At 56.7% G+C, this 20,496-nt stretch carries 16 protein-coding genes, 3 tRNA genes, 2 rRNA genes and 1 pseudogene (1 of these 22 running past the window's edge); 11 read left to right on the plus strand and 11 right to left on the minus strand.

The features are described from left to right. Window positions 1-133 precede the first annotated feature (133 nt). Window positions 134-508: pseudogene (locus VSQ30_RS19270) on the minus strand (TnpV protein). Between the two features lie 129 nt (window positions 509-637). On the opposite strand from VSQ30_RS19270, the gene VSQ30_RS19275 reads away from it, so the two are divergent. The 3 genes from VSQ30_RS19275 to VSQ30_RS19285 all read left to right on the plus strand — a co-directional run bounded on the left by VSQ30_RS19275 (window position 638) and on the right by VSQ30_RS19285 (window position 3,514). After that, window positions 638-784 carry a hypothetical protein gene (locus VSQ30_RS19275; protein WP_334466661.1) on the plus strand — a complete coding sequence of 49 codons (147 nt, stop codon included), beginning with the start codon at window positions 638-640 and terminating at the stop codon, window positions 782-784. A 263-nt stretch (window positions 785-1,047) separates the two neighbouring features. Continuing rightward, on the plus strand, window positions 1,048-2,424 hold the full coding sequence (locus VSQ30_RS19280; RefSeq protein ID WP_334466663.1) for a hypothetical protein: 1,377 nt from the start codon (window positions 1,048-1,050) through the stop codon (window positions 2,422-2,424). A 154-nt stretch (window positions 2,425-2,578) separates the two neighbouring features. Further along, window positions 2,579-3,514 (plus strand): AEC family transporter, encoded by a 936-nt coding sequence (locus VSQ30_RS19285; protein ID WP_334467014.1) that lies wholly within the window; start codon window positions 2,579-2,581, stop codon window positions 3,512-3,514. Window positions 3,515-3,877: 363 nt separating this feature from the next. Here the strand turns inward: VSQ30_RS19285 and VSQ30_RS19290 are convergent. Further along, window positions 3,878-3,954 (minus strand) — tRNA-Ile (locus VSQ30_RS19290). Window positions 3,955-4,113: 159 nt separating this feature from the next. Between VSQ30_RS19290 and ispD the strand changes: the two genes are divergently transcribed. Beyond that, window positions 4,114-5,283: a 2-C-methyl-D-erythritol 4-phosphate cytidylyltransferase gene (gene ispD, locus VSQ30_RS19295; protein ID WP_334466666.1), complete on the plus strand. Its 1,170-nt coding sequence runs from the start codon at window positions 4,114-4,116 to the stop codon at window positions 5,281-5,283. 471 nt (window positions 5,284-5,754) lie between these two features. Here the strand turns inward: ispD and VSQ30_RS19300 are convergent, their stop codons facing one another. The 4 genes from VSQ30_RS19300 to VSQ30_RS19315 all read right to left on the minus strand — a co-directional run bounded on the left by VSQ30_RS19300 (window position 5,755) and on the right by VSQ30_RS19315 (window position 11,943). Beyond that, the gene (locus VSQ30_RS19300) at window positions 5,755-6,639 is read right to left on the minus strand and encodes a diacylglycerol/lipid kinase family protein (RefSeq protein ID WP_160643938.1); all 885 of its coding nucleotides are present in this window, start codon (window positions 6,637-6,639) and stop codon (window positions 5,755-5,757) included. A 12-nt stretch (window positions 6,640-6,651) separates the two neighbouring features. Beyond that, window positions 6,652-8,496: an ABC transporter ATP-binding protein gene (locus tag VSQ30_RS19305; RefSeq protein WP_334467015.1), complete on the minus strand. Its 1,845-nt coding sequence runs from the start codon at window positions 8,494-8,496 to the stop codon at window positions 6,652-6,654. Between the two features lie 29 nt (window positions 8,497-8,525). Next, the gene (locus tag VSQ30_RS19310; RefSeq protein ID WP_334466670.1) at window positions 8,526-11,372 is read right to left on the minus strand and encodes an ABC transporter ATP-binding protein; all 2,847 of its coding nucleotides are present in this window, start codon (window positions 11,370-11,372) and stop codon (window positions 8,526-8,528) included. Between the two features lie 139 nt (window positions 11,373-11,511). Beyond that, window positions 11,512-11,943 carry an NUDIX hydrolase gene (locus VSQ30_RS19315; RefSeq protein ID WP_334466673.1) on the minus strand — a complete coding sequence of 144 codons (432 nt, stop codon included), beginning with the start codon at window positions 11,941-11,943 and terminating at the stop codon, window positions 11,512-11,514. 375 nt (window positions 11,944-12,318) lie between these two features. Between VSQ30_RS19315 and VSQ30_RS19320 the strand changes: the two genes are divergently transcribed. Together VSQ30_RS19320 and VSQ30_RS19325 are read left to right on the plus strand one after the other, a co-directional pair. Beyond that, window positions 12,319-13,080 carry an SDR family NAD(P)-dependent oxidoreductase gene (locus tag VSQ30_RS19320; RefSeq protein WP_160643934.1) on the plus strand — a complete coding sequence of 254 codons (762 nt, stop codon included), beginning with the start codon at window positions 12,319-12,321 and terminating at the stop codon, window positions 13,078-13,080. Between the two features lie 37 nt (window positions 13,081-13,117). Further along, the gene (locus VSQ30_RS19325; protein WP_334466678.1) at window positions 13,118-13,675 is read left to right on the plus strand and encodes a GNAT family N-acetyltransferase; all 558 of its coding nucleotides are present in this window, start codon (window positions 13,118-13,120) and stop codon (window positions 13,673-13,675) included. Between the two features lie 66 nt (window positions 13,676-13,741). Here VSQ30_RS19325 and VSQ30_RS19330 read toward each other — a convergent pair whose 3' ends face one another. The 4 genes from VSQ30_RS19330 to VSQ30_RS19345 all read right to left on the minus strand — a co-directional run bounded on the left by VSQ30_RS19330 (window position 13,742) and on the right by VSQ30_RS19345 (window position 16,384). Next, complete coding sequence (locus VSQ30_RS19330) at window positions 13,742-14,284, minus strand: hypothetical protein (protein ID WP_160643930.1); 543 nt, start codon at window positions 14,282-14,284, stop codon at window positions 13,742-13,744. A 19-nt stretch (window positions 14,285-14,303) separates the two neighbouring features. Next, window positions 14,304-14,924, minus strand: a complete 621-nt coding sequence (locus VSQ30_RS19335; protein WP_334466681.1) for a J domain-containing protein — start codon at window positions 14,922-14,924, stop codon at window positions 14,304-14,306. Window positions 14,925-15,119: 195 nt separating this feature from the next. After that, window positions 15,120-16,019, minus strand: coding sequence for a DUF5685 family protein (locus tag VSQ30_RS19340; protein ID WP_334466684.1), 900 nt, complete (start codon window positions 16,017-16,019; stop codon window positions 15,120-15,122). 125 nt (window positions 16,020-16,144) lie between these two features. Then, entirely contained in the window at window positions 16,145-16,384 is a 240-nt protein-coding gene (locus tag VSQ30_RS19345) for a hypothetical protein (RefSeq protein ID WP_334466687.1), read from the minus strand. Window positions 16,385-16,681: 297 nt separating this feature from the next. Between VSQ30_RS19345 and VSQ30_RS19350 the strand changes: the two genes are divergently transcribed. Further along, window positions 16,682-16,891, plus strand: a complete 210-nt coding sequence (locus VSQ30_RS19350; protein WP_160643924.1) for a hypothetical protein — start codon at window positions 16,682-16,684, stop codon at window positions 16,889-16,891. Between the two features lie 56 nt (window positions 16,892-16,947). On the opposite strand, the gene metA is transcribed toward VSQ30_RS19350, so the two are convergent. Next, entirely contained in the window at window positions 16,948-17,874 is a 927-nt protein-coding gene (gene metA / locus VSQ30_RS19355; protein WP_334466692.1) for a homoserine O-acetyltransferase MetA, read from the minus strand. 483 nt (window positions 17,875-18,357) lie between these two features. Between metA and VSQ30_RS19360 the strand changes: the two genes are divergently transcribed. The 4 genes from VSQ30_RS19360 to VSQ30_RS19375 all read left to right on the plus strand — a co-directional run. Next, window positions 18,358-19,890 (plus strand): 16S ribosomal RNA (locus tag VSQ30_RS19360). 139 nt (window positions 19,891-20,029) lie between these two features. Next, a tRNA-Ala gene (locus VSQ30_RS19365) sits at window positions 20,030-20,105 on the plus strand. 37 nt (window positions 20,106-20,142) lie between these two features. Continuing rightward, window positions 20,143-20,219: transfer RNA gene (locus VSQ30_RS19370), tRNA-Ile, on the plus strand. Window positions 20,220-20,402: 183 nt separating this feature from the next. Next, window positions 20,403-20,496, plus strand: a 23S ribosomal RNA gene (locus VSQ30_RS19375); it runs 2,744 nt beyond the window's last position. Together the 16S and 23S rRNA genes with 2 tRNA genes alongside form the textbook arrangement of a ribosomal RNA operon.

Raw genomic sequence — 20,496 nt, forward strand, 5'->3', positions numbered from 1 at the left:
GAAATAACAGAAGTTTTTACCCTCCGAAAAGCAAAATATGCTGTTTCGTTGGTACTATCAATGCCTTCACAGTTTGAGAAAACCGAAAACAAGAGGGTAAGAAATTTCATCCCTACCCTCTGATTTTAACTCTTTATGCGTATATGATTTCCTCGTTCACAATCTCCCTCACACACGCCCTTATGTTACCTAGCCGCCCTGTCCATTCTAAGGCGTTTTCTTCCTTTAGACGTTCCGTTATGCCCTGTGCCCGTTTCATGTCCTCAATAAGCCTTTCAAAGTGTTCCTGCGCCTGCTTATCAATGTCAGCAAGGTAGATATTCAGCTTGCCGCATATAAGAAGATTCGTGTATGTAACCTTACGATACTGCTTCAGATAGTGCAGATGTCGCTGTCCTCATGTGCTTATTGGCTGTTCTTTTTCGGCGGGTAATCTTAAATCTAGAATAAGATACCCATTTTCTTCGTGGTATGTGCCGCCTAACTGTTCAAATAATGATTTTGCCATTTTCTATTTCCTCCAGATATGATAGTCACTCCACATATTTGTGTCTGCTGTCTTAAACACAATTTTTGAGTTTTGTCCTTATCTGGTTTCATACTTCACTCAGACCAACATATCGAGGCAGAGCTTCAGATGGGCAAGTTTGATTTGACGGCTGCAGAGAGCAAGGCCGCCTATGAGGAAATTAAGGATTATGTGTTGGAACATACGGGATTGAAAGTCAGCGGCTTGACACACTGGACGCAATTTATCGAAAAAGATGGTGAAAAGGAGCCTTGAATATGTTATAATAAATGTAAGAACCTGTATTCACAACCAGTAATCACCGTCTAAGCGGTTTTTTGGGAGCCACTCTATGTTAAGGCAACACCGCGCAATTTACAGTTGACGCCTTAAGCGGCATTGCCTTGAATTTTCTTGCAGAGGCGCAATCGCATAGATGCGTTCGCGAAACATTTTCCTTGATTGGCCCCCAAAATTCTTATTGACAGGTAGTACGGCACTAGGCGGCATAACAGCCCTGGGGAACGGAGGCGGAAGTTTTGAAAAGGCAAAAGGGAGGAAAGCGGCTGCTGGGGCTTTGGCTGCTGCTGGCGGCAGCGTTTTGGGGCCTGCTTCCCGGCGGGATGGCAGGGGCGGGCCAGCCCCTTGCCGGGGAGCTTTTGTGCAAGGAGGGGGATAAGCTTCTGCTCTGCGCCCATGGGCAGACAGGGCCATACCTTGCCTGTATCCAGGGGACAGGAAGCTTCCTCCTTGCCGGCGGGGACGAGGGCTTTGCCCGGGTAGATTTGGGCTATCCCCTGCTGGGGGCCGCATACCGGGGCGGCAGGCTCTTTGTTTTCCGGGAGTGGGAAGTCTTTTTCTGCGCAGATGCTTACACTGGCAGCCTGGAGCAGGGGGAAACCTGCGTCACCTCCCTGACAGCCGATGATGTCGCCCTTTTCGACTGCACAGCCCAGGGCGAAGTATACGCCGTGGCAAAGGGCAGCCTCCAAACCCTTCAGCTCTTTTCCCTGGACGGGGATTCCCAGGAGCGCGGCTTTGACAAAAATATCACCCTTTTGCAGGTGACAGAGAGCGGGCAGCTATGGGTGTGTACAGAGGACAGTTTTTTTATGGGCAGTTCTTTGGAAAACCTGAAAGCCATTGCAGGAGGAAGGCCCCAGCGGGTTATTGGGGAAAACGCTTTCCTGGACAGCGGCGGCAATGTCTGGCAGGTGAAGGGGGAACAGGCGGAGCCTGTGCTGGAGGGCATCCCACCCCAGTCCCTCTGCCGGGCAGACAGGGCCGGCATTACCTACGCAGACAGCACAGGGCGTGTCCACCGGGTTTTGTGGGGCGGCGAAGAAGCCGGAATCTGCACCCCGGATGGAAAGCCCCTGGCCCTGACGGAAAAGGGTGTGCTGATGAGCCGGGAGAAGATGCTCTATTATGCCCCCTATGCCTTCACCCAGGAACAGCCCAGTCTTTCCCCCTCGCCCAGCCCCAGTGTCTCTCCCAGCCCCGGCCCTTCTGAAAAACCTTCCTGGCTGGAGTTAGGAGACGGCTATTTCTACATAACCGGGGAGGTGCCTGTGGAATGGCTGCTGGAAGAGCTGAAGCCCGATGTTGCTCTAGTAAAAACCCCGGAAGGGGAAACGGTGATAAACGGCCTGCTGGGCACAGGGATGTCGGTCTTTCAGGGGAAGACAGATACCTACGAAAATGAGACAGTCGTTATCGTCTGGGGAGATTGCAGCGGCAACGGCAGAACAGGCCCGTCAGACATGGAAGAGGCTCAGCGGATGCTGCTTCATAGAGAGGATGACATGGTAAAGCCAGCCTTTCTGGCAGCAGACCGGGACAGGGACGGGGAAATTACCGCAAAGGATTTGCTGTGGCTTTCCGGGGCAATAGAAAAAGCGGCAAACGGGCGGTAGTTACCCGAACCCGGCAGGCGAGAGGAGTCCCGCGATTTTGCGCTGTAGATATAAAACGCGCTGTCTGGACACTCCCGCCGGGAAGGGCGTCCTTGCAAAAGGCATAGGGCTATGCTATACTTTGAAACAGAAAAAGAGGACGGGAGTGCGGGACATGGAAATTGCCCTGTTAATATTTCAGCAGATGCTGAAATATTTCTTTATGCTGGTTATGGGCTATATGCTGGTGCGTACAAAGCGGGTGCGGGGAGAGGAAAGCCGGGTGTTAACCATGGTGTCGGTATACCTGGTGTCCCCCTGCGCCATTATCAACGCTTTCCAGATTGCGTATACCCGGGAGACGATACAGGGCCTGCTGCTGGCCTTTGCCGCCGCCATTGCCATTCATGTGGTATACCTGGGGCTGATAGGGCTTCTGGGACGGCTGTGGAAGTTCAGCGCCATAGAGAGGGCCTCTGTGATGTATTCAAACGCCGGGAATATGATTATCCCTGTGGTGCTGTCTGTGTTAGGCCCGGAATGGGTGCTGTATTCCAGCGCCTTTATCTCTGTGCAGATCACCCTGCAATGGACCCATGCCCGGGGCATGATCAGCCATGAAAAGGGCGTGGATCTGAAAAAGCTCTTTACCAATGTGAACATTATCAGCATTCTGGTGGGGCTGGCGCTGTTTTTGCTGGGAGTGCGGCTGCCGGCCGTCATGACGGATACCCTGAAAACAGTGGGCGGCCTGATGGCCCCTTTGGGGATGTTCGTCATGGGGATGCTCATGGCAGGGAACAGCCTGAAAAAGAGTTTTTCCAACCTGCAAATCTATAAGATAGCCCTTTTGCGGCTGTGCCTGTGCCCCTTGCTGATGCTGGGGCTTATCAGGCTTACGGAAGCCTATAAGCTGCTGCCAGATGCCGCCACAGTGCTGTACATCTCCTTCCTGGCCTGCACCACGCCGCCTTCGGTGACTACCACCCAGCTTGCGGTGCTCTACCATGAGGACGCGGGGTATTCCAGCGCCATCAATATCGTCTCCACCATACTGTGCCTTGCCACCATTCCCCTGATGACCATGCTGTACTGGCATGTGGTGGGATAAAAGCAGGGAAGGAAAACCCGCGCACCCCGGGGTGCGCGGATTAAGTGCAGATGTATAGCTTTGCCATGCTGCTCTGTGAAGCAGATGAAAAAGCTTTCCAGCGCGGGCTGGGCAGCGAAAGTATAGAAAAAACCTGCGGTTCGCGACTTGCGCACCGCGGCGTGTCTTTACTATATAGGAAGATGTCTCTTTGTCGCGGACAAAAAAAGTCCGCGCAGCTACAAAACGTAAGTGCGCGGATAGGTACAACGGTATGGTTTTGTCGTAATTGCTCTGTGAATCAGATATAAAAAACTTTCCAGCGCGGGCTGGAAAGCGCAAGCATAGAAAAACCTGCGGTTCGCGACTTGCGCACCGCAGGTGTGGTGGACCATCAGGGACTCGAACCCCGGACCGACCGGTTATGAGCCGGTTGCTCTAACCAACTGCGCTAATGGTCCTTGTATTGCACAGCGGTATTATTTTAGCATAAACTTCGGGTTTTGGCAAGTGCTTTTTTGGCAGCGGGATGTGTTCCAAGGGTGGGGATACTGCCTGCGCGATACAATTTGCAAGATATCCCCTTGCCGGCAGGAGCCGGAAGAAAGGAGCGGCAGGAGATGGAAGAAAAGTTTGGGGCAGTGGTTGCGGCGGCAGGAAGCTCCTCCCGGATGGGCGGGCAGAAAAGCAAGGTCTTTAGCAGGTTAGCCGGCAGGCGGGTTTTGGAATATTCTCTGGAAGTGCTGGATGCCTGCCCCTTGGTGGGGGAAATCTGCCTGGTGTGCCGGGAGGAGGACATGGAGGAAGCCCGCCGGGCTTCCCAGGGACTTGCTAAGCCGGTACAGGTGGTGCCGGGGGGCGCTTCCCGGCAGGAATCTGTATTAAACGGCGTGCTGGCCCTGGATCCCCAGTGGGGATATGTGCTCATCCATGACGGGGCGCGTCCCTTCGTCACCCCGGAAATGGTGGAGGCAGTGTGCCGGGACGCCCTGGAGTATGGAGCGGCTACAGCGGCAGTGCCCTCTAAGGATACCTGCAAGCTGGAAAACGGCCTGGGCTTTGTGGAATCCACCCCGCCCCGGGAAAGGCTTTGGGCTGTGCAGACGCCCCAGGCCTTTGAGCGGGGCATGTATGAATACGCGGCCCGAAAAGCCCAGGGCGAGAACCTGTCCTGCACCGACGACTGCCAGCTTGTGGAATGGGCGGGAGGGCAAGTGAAGCTTTCCCCGGGCAGTTACCGGAACTTGAAGCTGACCACCCCGGAAGACATGGAAGCGGCCCGGGCCTTTTTGGGGCTGGGGCAAAAGGAGGAACAAAAAATGCGCGTGGGCTATGGCTATGACGTACACCGGCTGGTTTCTGGACGGCGGCTGGTGCTGGGCGGGGTGGAGGTCCCCTTTGAAATGGGGCTTTTGGGCCACTCGGACGCAGACGTGCTCACCCACGCTGTCTGTGACGCCCTTTTAGGCGCCGCCGCCTTGGGGGATATTGGCAGGCTCTTTCCGGATACGGATCCCCAGTACAGCGGGGCGGACAGCCTGGGCTTGCTGGAGGAGGTCTGTGCCCTGCTTGCCTCCCAGGGCTTTTCCATTTCCAATATTGACGCCACCCTCATCGCCCAGCAGCCGAAAGTGGCCCCCTACGTGCCGGAAATGCGGGAGAAGCTGGCGGCAGCCTGCTCCCTGACCCTGCAGCAGGTGAGCGTGAAAGCAACCACCGAGGAGGGCCTGGGCTTTACAGGCTCTGGGGAAGGCATGGCGGCGTCGGCTGTGTGCTGCCTGCAGGAGTAGCTGCATGCCCCAAATGAGCATCTGTCAGTATGCTTTTCTAGCCAACAGGCCTGTAACACAGCAGTTGCAGGCCTGTTGGCTAGAAAAATTTTTCCTTCCCCGCCCCCTTATCTCGCAGGCTCCTTTTGAGAAGGCCATAGTAAACATAACGATATTCCAGTATATGGGCAGGGCTTGTTTGAAAAATCGGAAACGTTTATCTTTTTGCCCATAAGCGGCCATCTTCCGCGTCAAAAATCCTCCACAGGCGATAGCTTGTCTTTCGGTTTTCGTCTTGAAACCGCCCGCCCTGAACAAAAATACGGGCATTTCTCTGGTCTTAAAACAGACTCCAGTGGCTTTGAACTTTGTCTGTCGGCCTTGCCCGCCCTTATCCCCACCGCCTGCATAACCTCCTGCCGCCTCAGGAAGGGCACAGGGGGATGAGGGCCAAAAGCCGGGCGGCTTTTGGCCGGGAGGAAGCGGGGCGCCTCACCAGTAAAGCTTCAAAGCGCCGGGAAGCACCTCTGTCTCCATGCGCTCTCCCCCCGCGCAGTATTCCCCGTCCAAAGACCAGGGCATAGGCTCCTTGCAGGTGAAAACAGCGCCCTTTGTATGGGTGAAGGTGATAAGATCCTCCTCCGCCTTGCCGCTCATCAGGGCCAGGAGGATGCGGTTCAACTCATGGAGGCTTTGGGGCTGCTTCACCAGGCACAGCTCGAACAGGCCGTCGCAGGGGTCAACCTTGGATTCGTCCAGCTTGATAACGCCTCCCAGGGAGGTGGAGCTGCTCAGGCCCCCATAGAGATATTTCCCCTCGTATACCCCGCCCTCCGCCGTTTCCACCCGGGCTTCATAAGACTGCAGGGCAGGCAGCTCTTTAATGCCCTCAATCACGTAGGCAAGGTGCCCCAAAGAGTTTTTCAGGCTTTGGGTGGTGTTGTAGGAGGACTGTGTGAAGGCCCCGAAAGAGGCCACATACAGGAAGCTGCGCCTGCCCATGCGCCCCAGGTCAAGGGGCCGGGGCTTTCCCATGGCGATGAAGGACGCGGCCTTCACTGGATCTTTGGGAATCCCCAGAAAGCTTGCGAAATCGTTGGTGGTTCCCGCCGGGATATATCCCAAGGGCCCCAGGGCTTTTTCCCGCAGCAGCAGGTTTACTGTGTCGCTCAGGGTGCCGTCGCCCCCGCACACCACCAGCCTCCCGGGGTTTTTCCCTGCTGCAAGGAGCAGGGCCTTTTCCCCCTGCTCCTTGGACTCTGTTTTGATAACCTCCACGTCCCCGCCCCCGGCGGCAAACACTTCCTCAACCTGGGGAAGCTTTTGCAGGATGCCCTGTCTGCCCGCGTTGGCGTTTACCAGCAATATGGTTTTCATGGGCTGCCCTCCTTAGGAACGCGCCCCGGCAGGGCGCTGGAACTGGCTTCTGTAAAGCTCTGCGTAGAAGCCGTTTTTTGCTATCAGGGAATCGTGGGTGCCCTGCTCCACAATGTCCCCGTCCTTCATGCACAAAATCAGGTCGGCGCCCTGGATGGTGGAAAGCCGGTGGGCGATGATAAAGCTGGTGCGGCCCTGCATCAGGTTATCCATGGCCCGCTGCAAAAGCACCTCGGTGCGGGTGTCCACAGAACTGGTGGCCTCGTCTAAAATCATCACCCGGGGATCCGCCAGAATGGCCCGGGCAATGGTGAGAAGCTGGCGCTGGCCCTGGGAAACGCCCTCCCCGTCCTCGCTGAGCACCATCTGATAGCCCCCGGGCAGGGTGCGGATAAAGTGGTCGGCCTGGGCGGCCTTTGCCGCCTGCACCACCTCTTCGTCTGTAGCGCCCAGCCGCCCGTAGCGGATGTTCTCCATAATGGTGGCGTTATACAGCCAGGCGTCCTGAAGCACCATGCCGAATTCCGTGCGCAGATCCTCCCGGGTGAAATCTGTCACCGGGTGGCCGTCAAAGGTGATTTCCCCGCCGTCTATGTCGTGAAAGCGCATGAGAAGCTTTACCATGGTGGTTTTGCCCGCCCCGGTGGGGCCGACGATAGCCACTTTCTGCCCGGCTTTCACCTCTGCGGAGAAATCCTTGATAACAGGCTCCTCCGGCCCGTTATAGCCAAAGCGCACGTGGGAGAAGGTGATGTCCCCCTTGGGGTTCAGATCTGCCATGCGGGCCAGAGGCTCCGGCTCCGCTTCCTCTTCCTCTCCTAAAAACTCGAAAATCCGCTCCGCCGCCGCCACAGTCATCTGCAGTTGGCTGCCGATGCTGGCAAGCTGCATCACCGGCTGGGTGAAGCTGCGCACATACTGGATAAAGGCCTGTATGCCGCCAATGGTCATAGCGCCCCCCGCCGCCATGGCGGCCCCTGCCACGCACACCGCCACATAGCCCAGGTTCCCCACAAAGCTCATCACAGGGTGCATCAGCCCGGACAGGAAGTTTGCCTTCCACCCGGCGTTATAAAGCTTTTCGTTTTCCGCGTCAAAGGCTGCGGCAGCCTGTTCCTCCCTGCCAAAGGCTTTCACCACCAGGTGCCCGCCATACATTTCCTCCACCTGCCCGTTGACACTTCCTAGATACTCCTGCTGGCCCTGGAAGTGCCGCTGGGATACTTTTACAATGCCCAGCACCAGGCCGAAAGATACCGGAAGGATGCACAAAACCACCAGGGTAAGCTGCCAGCTTATGGTAAGCATTAGCACCAGCACGCCAATCATGGTGCAGGCAGAGGTGATAAGCTGGGTAACGCTCTGGGAAAGGGAGGTTGACAGCGCGTCCACATCGTTTGTCATGCGGGAGAGCACGTCCCCCTGGGTGGTCTTGTGGAAGTAGGAAAGGGGGAGGCAGTTGATTTTATGGGTGATGGCGTTTCGCAGGCCAAAGTGTACCTGGGTGGAAACCCCGGCCATAATGTGCCCCTGCAGGTAGGAAAACCCAGCGCCCGCCAGGTACAGCCCTCCCAGAACCAGCAGCACCCTGCCGATATAGATAAAGTCAATGCCCTCCCCGGCGCCGGTGATGGTACGCATCAGCCCTGCCGCCAGCTCGTCTGTGGCAAGGGCCAGCACCTTCGGCCCCGCAATGGTGAACACAGTGGAGGCCGCCGCGAAAAGCATCACCATCACCAGCAGCCCCCGGAAAGGCTTCAGATACCGTAAAAGCTCCCTGCCGCTGCGCCCGAAGTTTTTGGCTTTCTGGCCTCCGGCGGCCATAGGGCCATGGCCATGAGGCCCGCGTGGCCCCATGGGGGCGGGCCTGTTCTTCTCCTTCTCGCTCACACCAATTCCTCCTTCCGAAGCTGGCTTTCCGCAATCTCCCGGTAGACAGGGCAGCTTTCCAGAAGCTCCTTGTGGGTGCCCTTGCCCGCAAGCCTGCCGTCATCCAGCACCAGGATTTGCTCTGCCTGCATAATGGTGCTCACCCGCTGGGCCACAATGAGCACAGCCGCCTTTTCCGTATACGGCCCTAAAGCAGCCCGCAGGGCGGCCTCTGTTTTAAAGTCCAGGGCGGAAAAGCTGTCGTCAAAAATATACACAGGGGCCTTGCGCACCAAGGCCCGGGCCATGGAAAGCCGCTGCCGCTGGCCGCCGGAAACGTTCCCGCCGCCCTGGGAAATGAAAGCGTCCAGGCCCTTTTCCATGTCCCCCACAAAGCCTGCCGCCTGGGCAATTTCCAGGGCCTGCAGCACTTCCTCATCGCCAGCGCCCTCCTTGCCATACAGCAGGTTTTCCTTCACAGAGCCTGTAAACAGCAGGGCTTTCTGGGGCACAAAGCCAATGCTGTTCCGTAAATCCTCCTGGCGGTACTTCCGGATGTCCACCCCGTCCAGGGTGATTTCCCCTTCTGTCGCGTCGTAAAACCGGGGGATAAGGTTTATAAGGGTAGACTTCCCCGCCCCTGTTGCGCCGATAATGGCAGTGGTCTCCCCGGGCCGGGCCGTAAAGCTGATGTGCTCCAGCACGTTGCTTTCCGCGTCCCCATAGCGGAAGCTCACGTCCTTAAACTCGATAACGCCCTGTATCTCCCCGGGCTTTTCCGGGCTTTCCGGATCCTGCACCGCCAGAGGCATATCCAGCACCTCCCGGATGCGCTCCGCGGAAACGCTGGCCCGGGGCAGCATAATAAACATCATGGCAATCATTAAGAAGGAGGCGATAATCTGCATGGCATACTGGATGAAAGCCATCATGTCCCCAATCTGCAGGGCAGACTCCGCAATGGCATGGCCTCCCACCCACAGGATAACCAGGGTGCTCAGGTTCATCACCAGCATCATCATGGGCATCATGCCTGCCATCACCCGCTGGACAAAGCGGCTTGTATGGGAAAATTCCTGGTTTGCGCCTTTGAAGCGCTCCTCTTCAAAATCCTGGTTCCCAAAGGCCCGCACCACCATCATGCCGGAAAGGTGCTCCCGGCTGATACGGTTCAGGGCGTCCATCATCCCCTGCAGCGCCTTAAATTTCGGCAGGGCCAGGGCCATGGCCGTCATCGCCAGCCCCAGCATCACCACAACGGCAGCCGCCACAATCCAGCTCATGGAAACGCTTTTCTCCACGGCAAAGAGGACGCCCCCTATGCCCATAATGGGGGCATAGCACACCAGCCGCAGCCCCATGGTAATCAGCATCTGCACCTGCTGCACATCGTTTGTGGTGCGGGTGATAAGGGAGGCGGTGGAGAATTTGTCAAACTCCGGCCCGCCCAGGCCCATTACCTTGGAGAACAGGTCGTGGCGCAGGCGCTTGCCCACAGCCGCCGCAATGCGGGAGGAGAAAAGCCCCACCAGCACAGCCGCCAAAGCGCCCAGCAGGGAAACCCCCAGCATTACCAAACCCTTGCCCCAGATATAGGCAGACTGGGCGGGGGCGGTGTCCAGGCCCAGCTCCTCATAGAAAAGCTTTTTCAGGTTTACGCCCACCTGTTCCCCCATGGCCCCAGGGGCTTCCGCCGCCAGGGAAGCGGCCTTGGAAAGGCTTTCCCGGGGGGCAAGCTCCAGGAGGGGGAGAAGCTGGTAAAGCTGCTGGGCGCTCATGCCCCGGATGCCGTTTTCTGACAGGGAAAAGCCGCCTTTCCCCGCGCTTCCCCCGCCAGGCTCTCCCGGCTGGGGCGGGTTCTCCGGCTGGGGCGCGCTGCTGCCGTTAAACTCCGGCTTGCTCACAGTGTCCTCAGGGCTGTCCCACTCCGCGGGGGAGTCCGCGCTGCCCTCATGCCCTTCGCCGCCCTCTGTGCCGGGGGCGGGGCTTGCAAAGCTTTCGCCTGCGCCGGGAAGGGGGGCCTCCAGCCCTCCTGCAGGCTCCACCCCGGCGAAATCCCCCATGGGCATAACCGCAGGCTCCCCGGCGGCCTCCTGCCTGGGGCTTTCCGCCCGGGGCAGGAGGGTCAGGTTCATGCCGCTGGCGGGAACGGTATAATCCTCGTCAGGGATTCGCAGGTTGGGATCCGTTGCGTCCACCCGGTAGCCGTCGTCCGGAATTTCCAGGTTGGGATCCGTGCCCACAGTGGAAAACCTGTCAGGCCCTTCGTCAGGCGCTGCGCTGCTGCCCTCCGGCACAGAGGATGCCTCCCCGTCAGGCAGGGAAGGCTCTGTGTCACCGTTTTCCAGGTCCGCCGGCTTTTCCGTTTTGTCCGGCAGAACAGGGCGGGCCGCGTTCTGGGTTTGTCCGGCCTTTAAGGCAAGCTCTTCCAGCTCCCCAGAAGCAGAAGCCTCCTGCATATACAGCAGGAAGCCATAGGAGGCCTGCCCGAAGGCTCCGTCCAGGGCCTTCCGGGCTTCCGGCTCCAGCCCCTCCCGCAGCAGGCACACAGCCTCCCGCCGGGCCAGGGGATAGTCCCCGGAAATGCGCTGGGCCTCGCTGCTTTCCGGCTCTATGGTATAGTAGCCTTCCTCCAGCAGGGCCTTTTCCTCCTCCCCGGCAAAATAAAGCAGAAGCGCATGGGCCTTCTGGCTCATGGCCTCAGGCGCGCCTGCCTCCAGGCCCCCCTGCTGGATGCCCACGTTTACAAGGCTGCTCATCAGGTTGGGCAGGGCCAGCTCGCTTACAGCCTGGCCGAATAAAAGGAAAATGCAGATAAGCACCAGCGCCCAAAAGGGCTTCAGATATCGCGCGGTCAGCTTCACAGGCTGCCGCCCCCTTTCTCCAAAAACAGTAAAAAATAATCCGTCCCCCGCCGCCTGGGGCAGGGCCTCCCTTGACTATAGCACGCCCCTGCCCCCAGCGTCAAGGCGGCAGGGGAAAAGTTAAAGAAGGCTTTACACTCTATTCACAATGGCTCCAAAGCCCTGACCCCGCCAGCCGCTCCCACAGCCGGGGGGTGATGTCCGGGTAGGTGAGGTTTTCCGGCAAAGCGTCAAAAAGCCGGGTTTCCGCCATCTCCTTTTCCGGCAGGGGGCCAAGGCCGCGGATCTCCGCCAGAAAAACCATGCCCACCGCCCCCTTGTCCCATTCGTCGTCCGCGGCCCAATACCCGCACACAGGCTGCAGCGTGAAGCTTTCCGCCCCCGATTCCTCCCAAAGCTCCCGCCGGGCCGCCTCCTCCGGGGATTCCCCCGGCTCGATGTGGCCGCCCTGGGTTTCCCAGGTGTCCCGCGCCCGGTGGCGGCTTAAAAGCAGCTTCCCCTGATACCGGGAAAACACCACCACGAATTTGCAGCTTCCCGTTTCTTCCTTGGCTAACACTTTGCACAGCATGGCATTCCTTTCCTTTCGCACTATTCCTGTCTCTCAGTATACCACCTGGAACAGCCCTTTGTACACCCGGCAAAAGGAAAAAACCAGGGGAAGCCTGCTTTTTCCCGGCGCCGGCATTTTTCGCCAAATTCCGGCATGTTCCGCCCCCTGCCCTTCTGAAGTTTTGCCAAAACCCCTGCCGCTTTCATATAAAAGGAATTGACAGCGGGGAAGGAAAGGGGTAAAATTTAGAATATACAGGTTTTTCCAAAGGAATGTGTCAGGTGGACAAGCCTGATACGGCAAAAAATTTGGGAGAAAGGAATGGTACCGGGCACAAAAGGCGGATATGCCTGGCCTTTTTGTGCGTATTTCCGTATCGCATGGTGATTTTTTATGGTTACGGCACTTATCACAGGGGCGTCCTCCGGGCTGGGGAAGGAATATATCAACGCTATTATGGAGCAGTATCCCAGCGTGGATTCCTTCTGGATTATCGCCCGCAACAAGGAAGCCCTTTTCAAGGTTGCCGAGGAGCACACCGACAAAACCATTGCCACCATTTCCCTGGATCTCGCAAAGGACGAGAGCCTGGAGGTTATGGAGCAGCTTTTAAAGGAAAACAACCCGGAAATCAAGGTGCTGGTAAATAACGCGGGCTTTGGCAAATGCAGCGACTTTTTTGCCTCTGTCCGGGGGGAGCAGACCGGCATGGTGGATTTAAACTGCAAGGCCCTCACAGGCCTCACCCGCCTGTGCCTGCCCTATATGCTGGACGACAGCCTTGTCCTCAACGTGGCTTCCATCGCCGCCTTTGCCCCCACCCCCCGCATGTCCGTTTACAGCGCCACGAAGGCCTATGTGCTGGCCCTTTCCAAGGCCCTTCACGACGAGCTGCGGCCCAGGGGCATCAAGGTTACAGCCGTTTGCCCCGGCCCTATGGATACAGACTTCTGGCATGTGGCAAATGTGCCGGAGGGCAAGTCGCGGCTTATTGACAAGCTGCCCCGGGTTTCCCCGAAGGACGTGGCGGCAGGCTCCCTGCGGGCCGCCAAGCGGGGCAAACTTGTGTACACCAAGGGCATCTGGTATAAGCTGTACAGGCTGGCGGCAAAGCTTCTGCCCCATGGGTTCATTATGGAATTTACAGAGGTGTGAAAGATAGAAAGATAGGGAACGATACGGGGAGGTTTTTATGCAGCTTGAAATTGCCCTGCGGGAAGGCCCGGTGGCCCTGCGGCCGCTGAAGGCGGAGGACGCTTCCCTGCTGCTGCGGTGGCTGACAGATCCCGCTGTTCTGGAATGGTATGAGGGGCGGGACAGGCCCTTCACGCCCCAGATGGTGCAGGAGCATTTTTACAAGGAGGACGGCCTTTCCCGCTGCATCATCCTCTATGAGGGAAGCCCGGCGGGGTATGTGCAGGTTTATCCGCTGGACGAGGGGGAAAAGCAGGCGTATGGCTGCCCGGAGGCCCCCTCTCCGGCCTTTGCCATGGATCAGTTCCTGGGCGAAACAGCCTGCTGGGGGAAACGCATTGGCAGGGCCTTCATTTCCCTGCTTCTCAAACATCTTGCCGCTGCCGAAAATGCCCAGGCTGTCTATGTGGATCCCCATACGGATAATAAGAGGGCCATCCGCTGCTACGAGGCCTGCGGTTTCCGGCAGGTGAAGCTGCTGCCAAAGCATGAGCTGCACGAGGGCAGTATGCGGGACTGCTGGCTGATGGAATGCAGGCCCCAGGAAACAGAATAGCTGTATAATTTGAAAAACACAGGCGTAAAACACGCCTGTGCTTTTATGCTCTATATGGAATCCGCTCTATCTGCCGCCCCGGAGGATTTTTCCCAAACGGGGATGGAGCCGCTGGAAATAGGCAGAGATAAGCCCTGCCAGGGCAAAGTCATACACCAGGAACACCAGGTTTGCCAGAACCAGCAGGAGGAGGGGCGTGAAAGGCCCTAAAAAGGAAATGCTTTCTAAGGGAACCCCCAGCATGTACAGGGCCAGCAGGGCTTCCGCAATGCAGGCCGCGTTAAAAACCAGCAGCTTGGAGAGAACCCGCACAGGCCTTTTCCGGATACGGGCCAGCAGGCCGAACAGGGCGGGATAATAGCCGAAAAACAGCAGGTAAATCAGGGCGGCCTCCCTGTCCGGGGCCAAAAGCATGACGAAAACCGCCGTGGCCCCATAGCATCCAAAACCCCAGGGCACCCCGGCCTCTGCCACCACAGGGATCAGCAGACACCCCGCCATAGCTGGCGCAGCAATGCTGGCCATGGGCGCCAGGCCCTGAAAAAGCATCAAAACGGTGCCCAGCGCTGCCATAACGCCGCTTAACGCTATTTTTACTGATTGCTTCACAGCAAAGCGCCCCTTTCTGTCAGCAGCAGGAGATTAAATCCCCGCCCATGCATTCGCAGCAGCAGTCGGCGCAGATAAGGCCTTGGCACAGATCGCAGGTGTTGCAGCCTCCCGCGGCCATGTTGGGATTATAGCCGCCATACATGCCAGAGCCTTGGTTCATGGCCTGGTTTAAAGCGGCGCTGTATTCGCCGTTGCCCGGATCCATCTGGCAGGCCCGGGAGAAGTGATCCTTTGCCTCCTCCAGCCAGCCCCGGCGGTACAGCACAGAGCCTTTCAGGAAATACCATTCGGCGTTGCGGCGCTCGGCGGGCACGCCGTTTAAAAGCTGCTCGGCGTCTGCAATGCGGCCTGCCATAATCAGGCTGCGCACATCGCTGAAAGCAGAGCCGCGGCTGCCGCCCACATTGTTGTAGCCATAGCCCCCGGCACGCCCCTGCCCGCTGCCTGCCTTGCGCTGGGCGGTGATGGCGTCGTAGGCTTCGTTGATTTCCTTCATCTTCTCGTCCGCCAGCTCTTTTAAGGGGCTGTCGGCATACTGATCCGGGTGGTACTTTTTGGCAAGGCTGCGGTAAGCCTCCTTCACTTCCTCATCGGTTGCCGAGGGCGAAACGCCCAGGGCTTTGTACGGATCGCTCATGTACTGCTCCTTTTCCAGGTTCCAAAATTGATTCCCTTATTCTTCCTTTGCGTTCCAGTATATCCACTATACCATAGAAGCCTTTACAGGTTTTGTAGTTAACACAGTTCAAAAGAGGCAGCGGGCCTCCTTTGAACCGGGCGGCGCAGCCGCCCAGCTTGAAAATCAGGTTATACCGATTTTCAAGTGTGCTTACTATAACTCCCGCCGGGGCTTTTCCTTAATGTGCAGAAAGAGGATTTCCCTTTGCAGCTCCGGCAGGCCTTTCTGCACCACGTTTTCGATGATTGGCTCAAAATTCATCAGGTCTATAAGGTTTAAGGGCAGCGCCATCTGGGCGGCTGTGCGGTTTAAAGCCGCGTTGCAGAAATTGTCTGCCTGGCGGCGTTCCTCCTCTGTCATGGACGTTTTGCCCCAGAAGCCCAGCTTTGTGATGAAGGGGTTAAAGGCCCCGGTGCGGAGATCCTCCGGCAAATCGTCTGCGGCGTCCATGAGGTAAACCCACCTGCCCAGGAAATACCCAAACTGGGAGAGGGGCATTTCCTGCCGGGCGTCCCCCCCTGCAAGCTCCCCGAACACCTGGGACAGCAGCCGGGCGGTAGGCTCGGCGCAGGCGTCCAGCCCGGCCTGGGCGCTTTCCGCTTCCGCCTGGGCGGCCATGGCCTTTTCCGCCGATTCAGCCAGAAAAGGATACCGCAGCCCGGCCCTGCGTGCCTTCCGGCGGAAGAAGGGCCGCAGCAGGCGCTTCCCCAGGGATTTCAGGAAGCCTTCGTCCGCAATGTCATCCTGCAGCTTGTGGTATGCCAGCAGCACCGTCAGAGCGGCAGCCTTCTGATAGGCTTCCCCTTCCCCCGTAAGATAGCGGCAGTGCTTTAAAGGGTTCATGGCGCAGGTTTTTTTATGCTCGGTAAGCTTCGCGCCGGATACGGCAAGGGCCAGCAGGGCATAAAAGGTGCAGTCATAGCTGAGCAGGAACCGGGAAGCCGGGCCGTATTCCTGGCCCAGCACCTTGCAAAGCTGGCAGTACACCGCCTTATACTGCTCGTACTCCCGCACCAGCAGCTCTGATTTGTTGGGGCGCACATATCCAAACAAAAACAATACCCCCTCTGGCTTCCTATTGTACCCCATTCCCTCCAAAAGTTGTTGAACACACTGTAAACATTGGGCGCGTCGCTTTTTCTTTATGTATGCCCCTGCCCGCCGGGAGGGGCGCAGGACTACCGGCCCCGGGGAGAGGCAGGCTTTTCCGGGCTTTCGCCGGCAGCCTCCCGGGGAATCTCCATGCTGGAAAGCTCCCGGTAAGACTCCAGCTCCGCCCGGTTGGCAGGCGCGGCATACATCAGGCCTGTACATTCGGTGGCGGAGCAGACGTTTGACGTGCTGGGGAATTTTCCCTCCGGCAGGGGATCGTGCTCGTGATACTGCATGGGCTTCTTTCCGCTGTTTTTGTTTTTCACAGAGATGCTCCTTTCCCTTTTGCGGTTTCCGTTCTGTATTTTTCGCGGGAAGGGGGAAAATATGCGCTGGGGAAAGCGGTGGGAATAAGATGGATCCTGACATTACTATACATACTTAGAAGTATAACCTCCATGGTAATTTTCAAAAAATCCCCATGTATGGAACACCCCTGAAAGCGGACAATAGCTTTCGGGGGTGATTGATGTGAAAAATCTAGAGAAAGGAACGGTACCGGGCACAAAAGGTGGTTGTTTCATCGCCTTCCTGTGCGAATCCTGTACCGCGTGGCGGTTTTTATGATCCCATATTTTTGGGGGGATGTGCCAGCCAGAAGCCTGGTAAGCGGGGGCGTGTCCGGGGTGACCTTCAGTTCCCTGCTGCGGGACGATCTGGGCCTGCGGGATTTGCCTGAAGAGGTCCGGAACAAGCTGGAAAGCCGGGAAGGGATAATCCGCTCTTCCCAGCAGTTGGAAGCCATGATAAACGAACTGAGCATCCAGCAGTAAGCGGGCAGGCGCGCCCTGCCCTCCTTGTTCCTGGCAGGAGGGGAGGCAGCGCCCGCTTACATAGGCAGGCTGCCCTGGAGGAAATCGTAGGGGGTCTGCTGGTATACATAGTAGTTCAGCCAGTTGGATACTAATAAATGGGCGTTGCTCCGCCAGGTGAAGGGCGGCGTGCGGGAATGATCGTCCTCCGGGAAGTAGTGGTAAGGCACTTTGGGGTTCAGCCCCTTGTTCATGTCACGGAAATATTCCTTTGCCAGGGTGTCCCGGTCATATTCCGCGTGGCCCGTAACAAAAATCTGCCTGCCCTCCTTGTCGGCGACAATGTGCAGCCCTGCCAAATCTGACACAGCCAGGGGGATTAAGCCCGGGCACTGCCGGATATCCTCCAGGCGCACCTCGGTATGGCGGGAGTGGGGGGCAAAGTAATTGTCGTCAAAGCCTCGCATCAGGGGGTGGTATGGATTTAACACAGTATGATTATAAATGCCGCTGAGCTTTTCCGGCAGGGGATACTTGGGCACTCCGTAATGATAGTACAGCCCGGCCTGGGCGCCCCAGCAGATGTGCAGCACAGAATACACGTTCTCCTTAGACCACTCCATTATATCGCACATTTCCTGCCAATAGTCCACTTCCTCAAAGGGCAGCTTTTCCACAGGCGCGCCTGTAATAATCATCCCGTCATATTTCTCCCCCCGCACATCCGGGAACGTCTTATAGAAAGCGTTCAGGTGCCCGGCGTTGGTGTTTTTGCTGATATGGGTGGCAGGGTGCAGCAGCTCCACGTCCACCTGCAAGGGGGAGTTGCCCAAAAGCCGCAGAAGCTGGGTTTCAGTTTCAATCTTGGTGGGCATTAAATTAAGTATGGCAATCTTCAGAGGGCGGATGTCCTGGTTCTGCGCACGCTCGTGGCTCATCACAAAGATGTTTTCAGACTCCAGCACCTCAATGGCAGGCAGATCCATCTGGATTCGGATAGGCATTTTGTCACATCCTTTAGAAATTTGAAATTTTTTAAAAAAAGGGGTTGACTTTCCTGGCAATAGGTGTTATTATATCAAAGCTGTCCCGCGAGCCGGAAGGCGAGGGGAAGCAAAGATATTATACCACAGCCTCTCCCGGAAAGGGAGGCGAGCCTCGAAAAAAAGTTTCAAAAAAACTTGAAAAAAGGGGTTGACAAACGAAAAGCGCTGTGGTAAAATAGTCAAGCACTCGAGAGGGAAGCAAGAGCACGGAAGCCAAGAAAGCAAGGCGGCAAGCGGGTTTGCGGGAACTCAGGGGTGCGAAACAGGACCTTGAAAATTAAACAACGAGAAGAAAGAAGGACCCGTGAATTCTTGATGAGTAAGACTCAACAAGAAGGAACAGGAAACAGAACCTGAAAAATCTGTGATTAACGTCAGAGACGTTTAGAGCTTGAGAGAGCTTTAAGAATGATTTGAGCATCGGAAGATGTTTAGATACCATTTTTAGAGAGTTTGATCCTGGCTCAGGACGAACGCTGGCGGCGTGCCTAACACATGCAAGTCGAACGGAGATACGCGCTGAATGACGAAGCTTGCTTTTGAATTCTTGTGTATCTTAGTGGCGGACGGGTGAGTAACGCGTGAGCAACCTGCCTTTCAGAGGGGGATAACGTTTGGAAACGAACGCTAATACCGCATGAGACTACAGTACTACATGGTACAGTGGCCAAAGGAGCAATCCGCTGAAAGATGGGCTCGCGTCCGATTAGATAGTTGGCGGGGTAACAGCCCACCAAGTCGACGATCGGTAGCCGGACTGAGAGGTTGAACGGCCACATTGGGACTGAGACACGGCCCAGACTCCTACGGGAGGCAGCAGTGAGGGATATTGGTCAATGGGGGAAACCCTGAACCAGCAACGCCGCGTGAGGGAAGACGGTTTTCGGATTGTAAACCTCTGTCCTCTGTGAAGATAATGACGGTAGCAGAGGAGGAAGCTCCGGCTAACTACGTGCCAGCAGCCGCGGTAATACGTAGGGAGCAAGCGTTGTCCGGATTTACTGGGTGTAAAGGGTGCGTAGGCGGCCTTGCAAGTCAGAAGTGAAATCCATGGGCTTAACCCGTGAACTGCTTTTGAAACTGTAGGGCTTGAGTGAAGTAGAGGCAGGCGGAATTCCCGGTGTAGCGGTGAAATGCGTAGAGATCGGGAGGAACACCAGTGGCGAAGGCGGCCTGCTGGGCTTTAACTGACGCTGAAGCACGAAAGCGTGGGTAGCAAACAGGATTAGATACCCTGGTAGTCCACGCCGTAAACGATGATTACTAGGTGTGGGGGGTCTGACCCCCTCCGTGCCGGAGTTAACACAATAAGTAATCCACCTGGGGAGTACGGCCGCAAGGCTGAAACTCAAAGGAATTGACGGGGGCCCGCACAAGCAGTGGAGTATGTGGATTAATTCGAAGCAACGCGAAGAACCTTACCAGGTCTTGACATCCCGGCGACCGGCTTAGAGATAAGCTTTCCCTTCGGGGCGCCGGTGACAGGTGGTGCATGGTTGTCGTCAGCTCGTGTCGTGAGATGTTGGGTTAAGTCCCGCAACGAGCGCAACCCTTACTGTTAGTTGCTACGCAAGAGCACTCTAGCAGGACCGCCGTTGACAAAACGGAGGAAGGTGGGGATGATGTCAAATCATCATGCCCCTTATGACCTGGGCCTCACACGTACTACAATGGCCATTAACAGAGGGAAGCAATACCGCGAGGTGGAGCAAAACCCCAAAAATGGTCCCAGTTCGGATCGCAGGCTGCAACCCGCCTGCGTGAAGTTGGAATTGCTAGTAATCGCGGATCAGCATGCCGCGGTGAATACGTTCCCGGGCCTTGTACACACCGCCCGTCACACCATGGGAGCCGGTAATACCCGAAGTCAGTAGCTTAACCGCAAGGAGGGCGCTGCCGAAGGTAGGATTGGCGACTGGGGTGAAGTCGTAACAAGGTAGCCGTATCGGAAGGTGCGGCTGGATCACCTCCTTTCTATGGAGAGCAAAGCAGACTGCGGTTTGCTTTAACATCCAAGGTCGGCGCGAGTCTGGAAATCTAATCGTTGTTTAATTTTGAGGGTCTTGAATCCTCAAAGGAGAGAAAGGGACATTCTCTTTTCTGAAAAGAATATGGGGGTGTAGCTCAGCTGGGAGAGCACCTGCTTTGCAAGCAGGGGGTCATCGGTTCGAACCCGTTCATCTCCACCAGGGCAGGGATAAAAAACTGCCGGCAAGAATAATCTATGGGCTTATAGCTCAGCCGGTTAGAGCGCACGCCTGATAAGCGTGAGGTCGGTGGTTCGAGTCCACTTAAGCCCACCACAGGGAAGCAACAGCATCCCATAAGATTGTACCTTGAAAACTGAATAAAGCAGAAGCAGATAGAAATCGAGAAGTTATTTTCAGATAAGTCTAAAAAGGCTTGTTTGGGTAATAACTACAATTTCAAGAGGCAAAAAGTTAGCTTATTCTTTGTAAGTTAGCTACTCAAGAAAAAGAACACATGGTCAAGCTACAAAGAGCGCAAGGGGAATGCCTTGGCACCAGGAGCCGAAGAAGGACGCGACTAACTGCGATAAGCTGCGGGGAGCCGTAAGTA

Origin of the sequence: Acutalibacter sp. JLR.KK004, assembly GCF_036941085.1 — a bacterium.
GTDB lineage: Bacteria > Bacillota > Clostridia > Oscillospirales > Acutalibacteraceae > Acutalibacter.

Bases quoted from the DNA above. Each gene is read 5' to 3' on its own strand.
- VSQ30_RS19275 (WP_334466661.1), top strand. From the start codon at position 638: ATGGGCAAGTTTGATTTGACGGCTGCAGAGAGCAAGGCCGCCTATGAG.
- VSQ30_RS19325 (WP_334466678.1), top strand. From the start codon at position 13,118: ATGCAGCTTGAAATTGCCCTGCGGGAAGGCCCGGTGGCCCTGCGGCCG.
- ispD (WP_334466666.1), top strand. From the start codon at position 4,114: ATGGAAGAAAAGTTTGGGGCAGTGGTTGCGGCGGCAGGAAGCTCCTCC.
- VSQ30_RS19350 (WP_160643924.1), top strand. From the start codon at position 16,682: ATGATCCCATATTTTTGGGGGGATGTGCCAGCCAGAAGCCTGGTAAGC.
- VSQ30_RS19300 (WP_160643938.1), bottom strand. From the start codon at position 6,639: ATGAAAACCATATTGCTGGTAAACGCCAACGCGGGCAGACAGGGCATC.
- VSQ30_RS19335 (WP_334466681.1), bottom strand. From the start codon at position 14,924: ATGAGCGATCCGTACAAAGCCCTGGGCGTTTCGCCCTCGGCAACCGAT.
- VSQ30_RS19315 (WP_334466673.1), bottom strand. From the start codon at position 11,943: ATGCTGTGCAAAGTGTTAGCCAAGGAAGAAACGGGAAGCTGCAAATTC.
- metA (WP_334466692.1), bottom strand. From the start codon at position 17,874: ATGCCTATCCGAATCCAGATGGATCTGCCTGCCATTGAGGTGCTGGAG.
- VSQ30_RS19320 (WP_160643934.1), top strand. From the start codon at position 12,319: ATGGTTACGGCACTTATCACAGGGGCGTCCTCCGGGCTGGGGAAGGAA.
- VSQ30_RS19285 (WP_334467014.1), top strand. From the start codon at position 2,579: ATGGAAATTGCCCTGTTAATATTTCAGCAGATGCTGAAATATTTCTTT.
- VSQ30_RS19305 (WP_334467015.1), bottom strand. From the start codon at position 8,496: ATGGGGCCACGCGGGCCTCATGGCCATGGCCCTATGGCCGCCGGAGGC.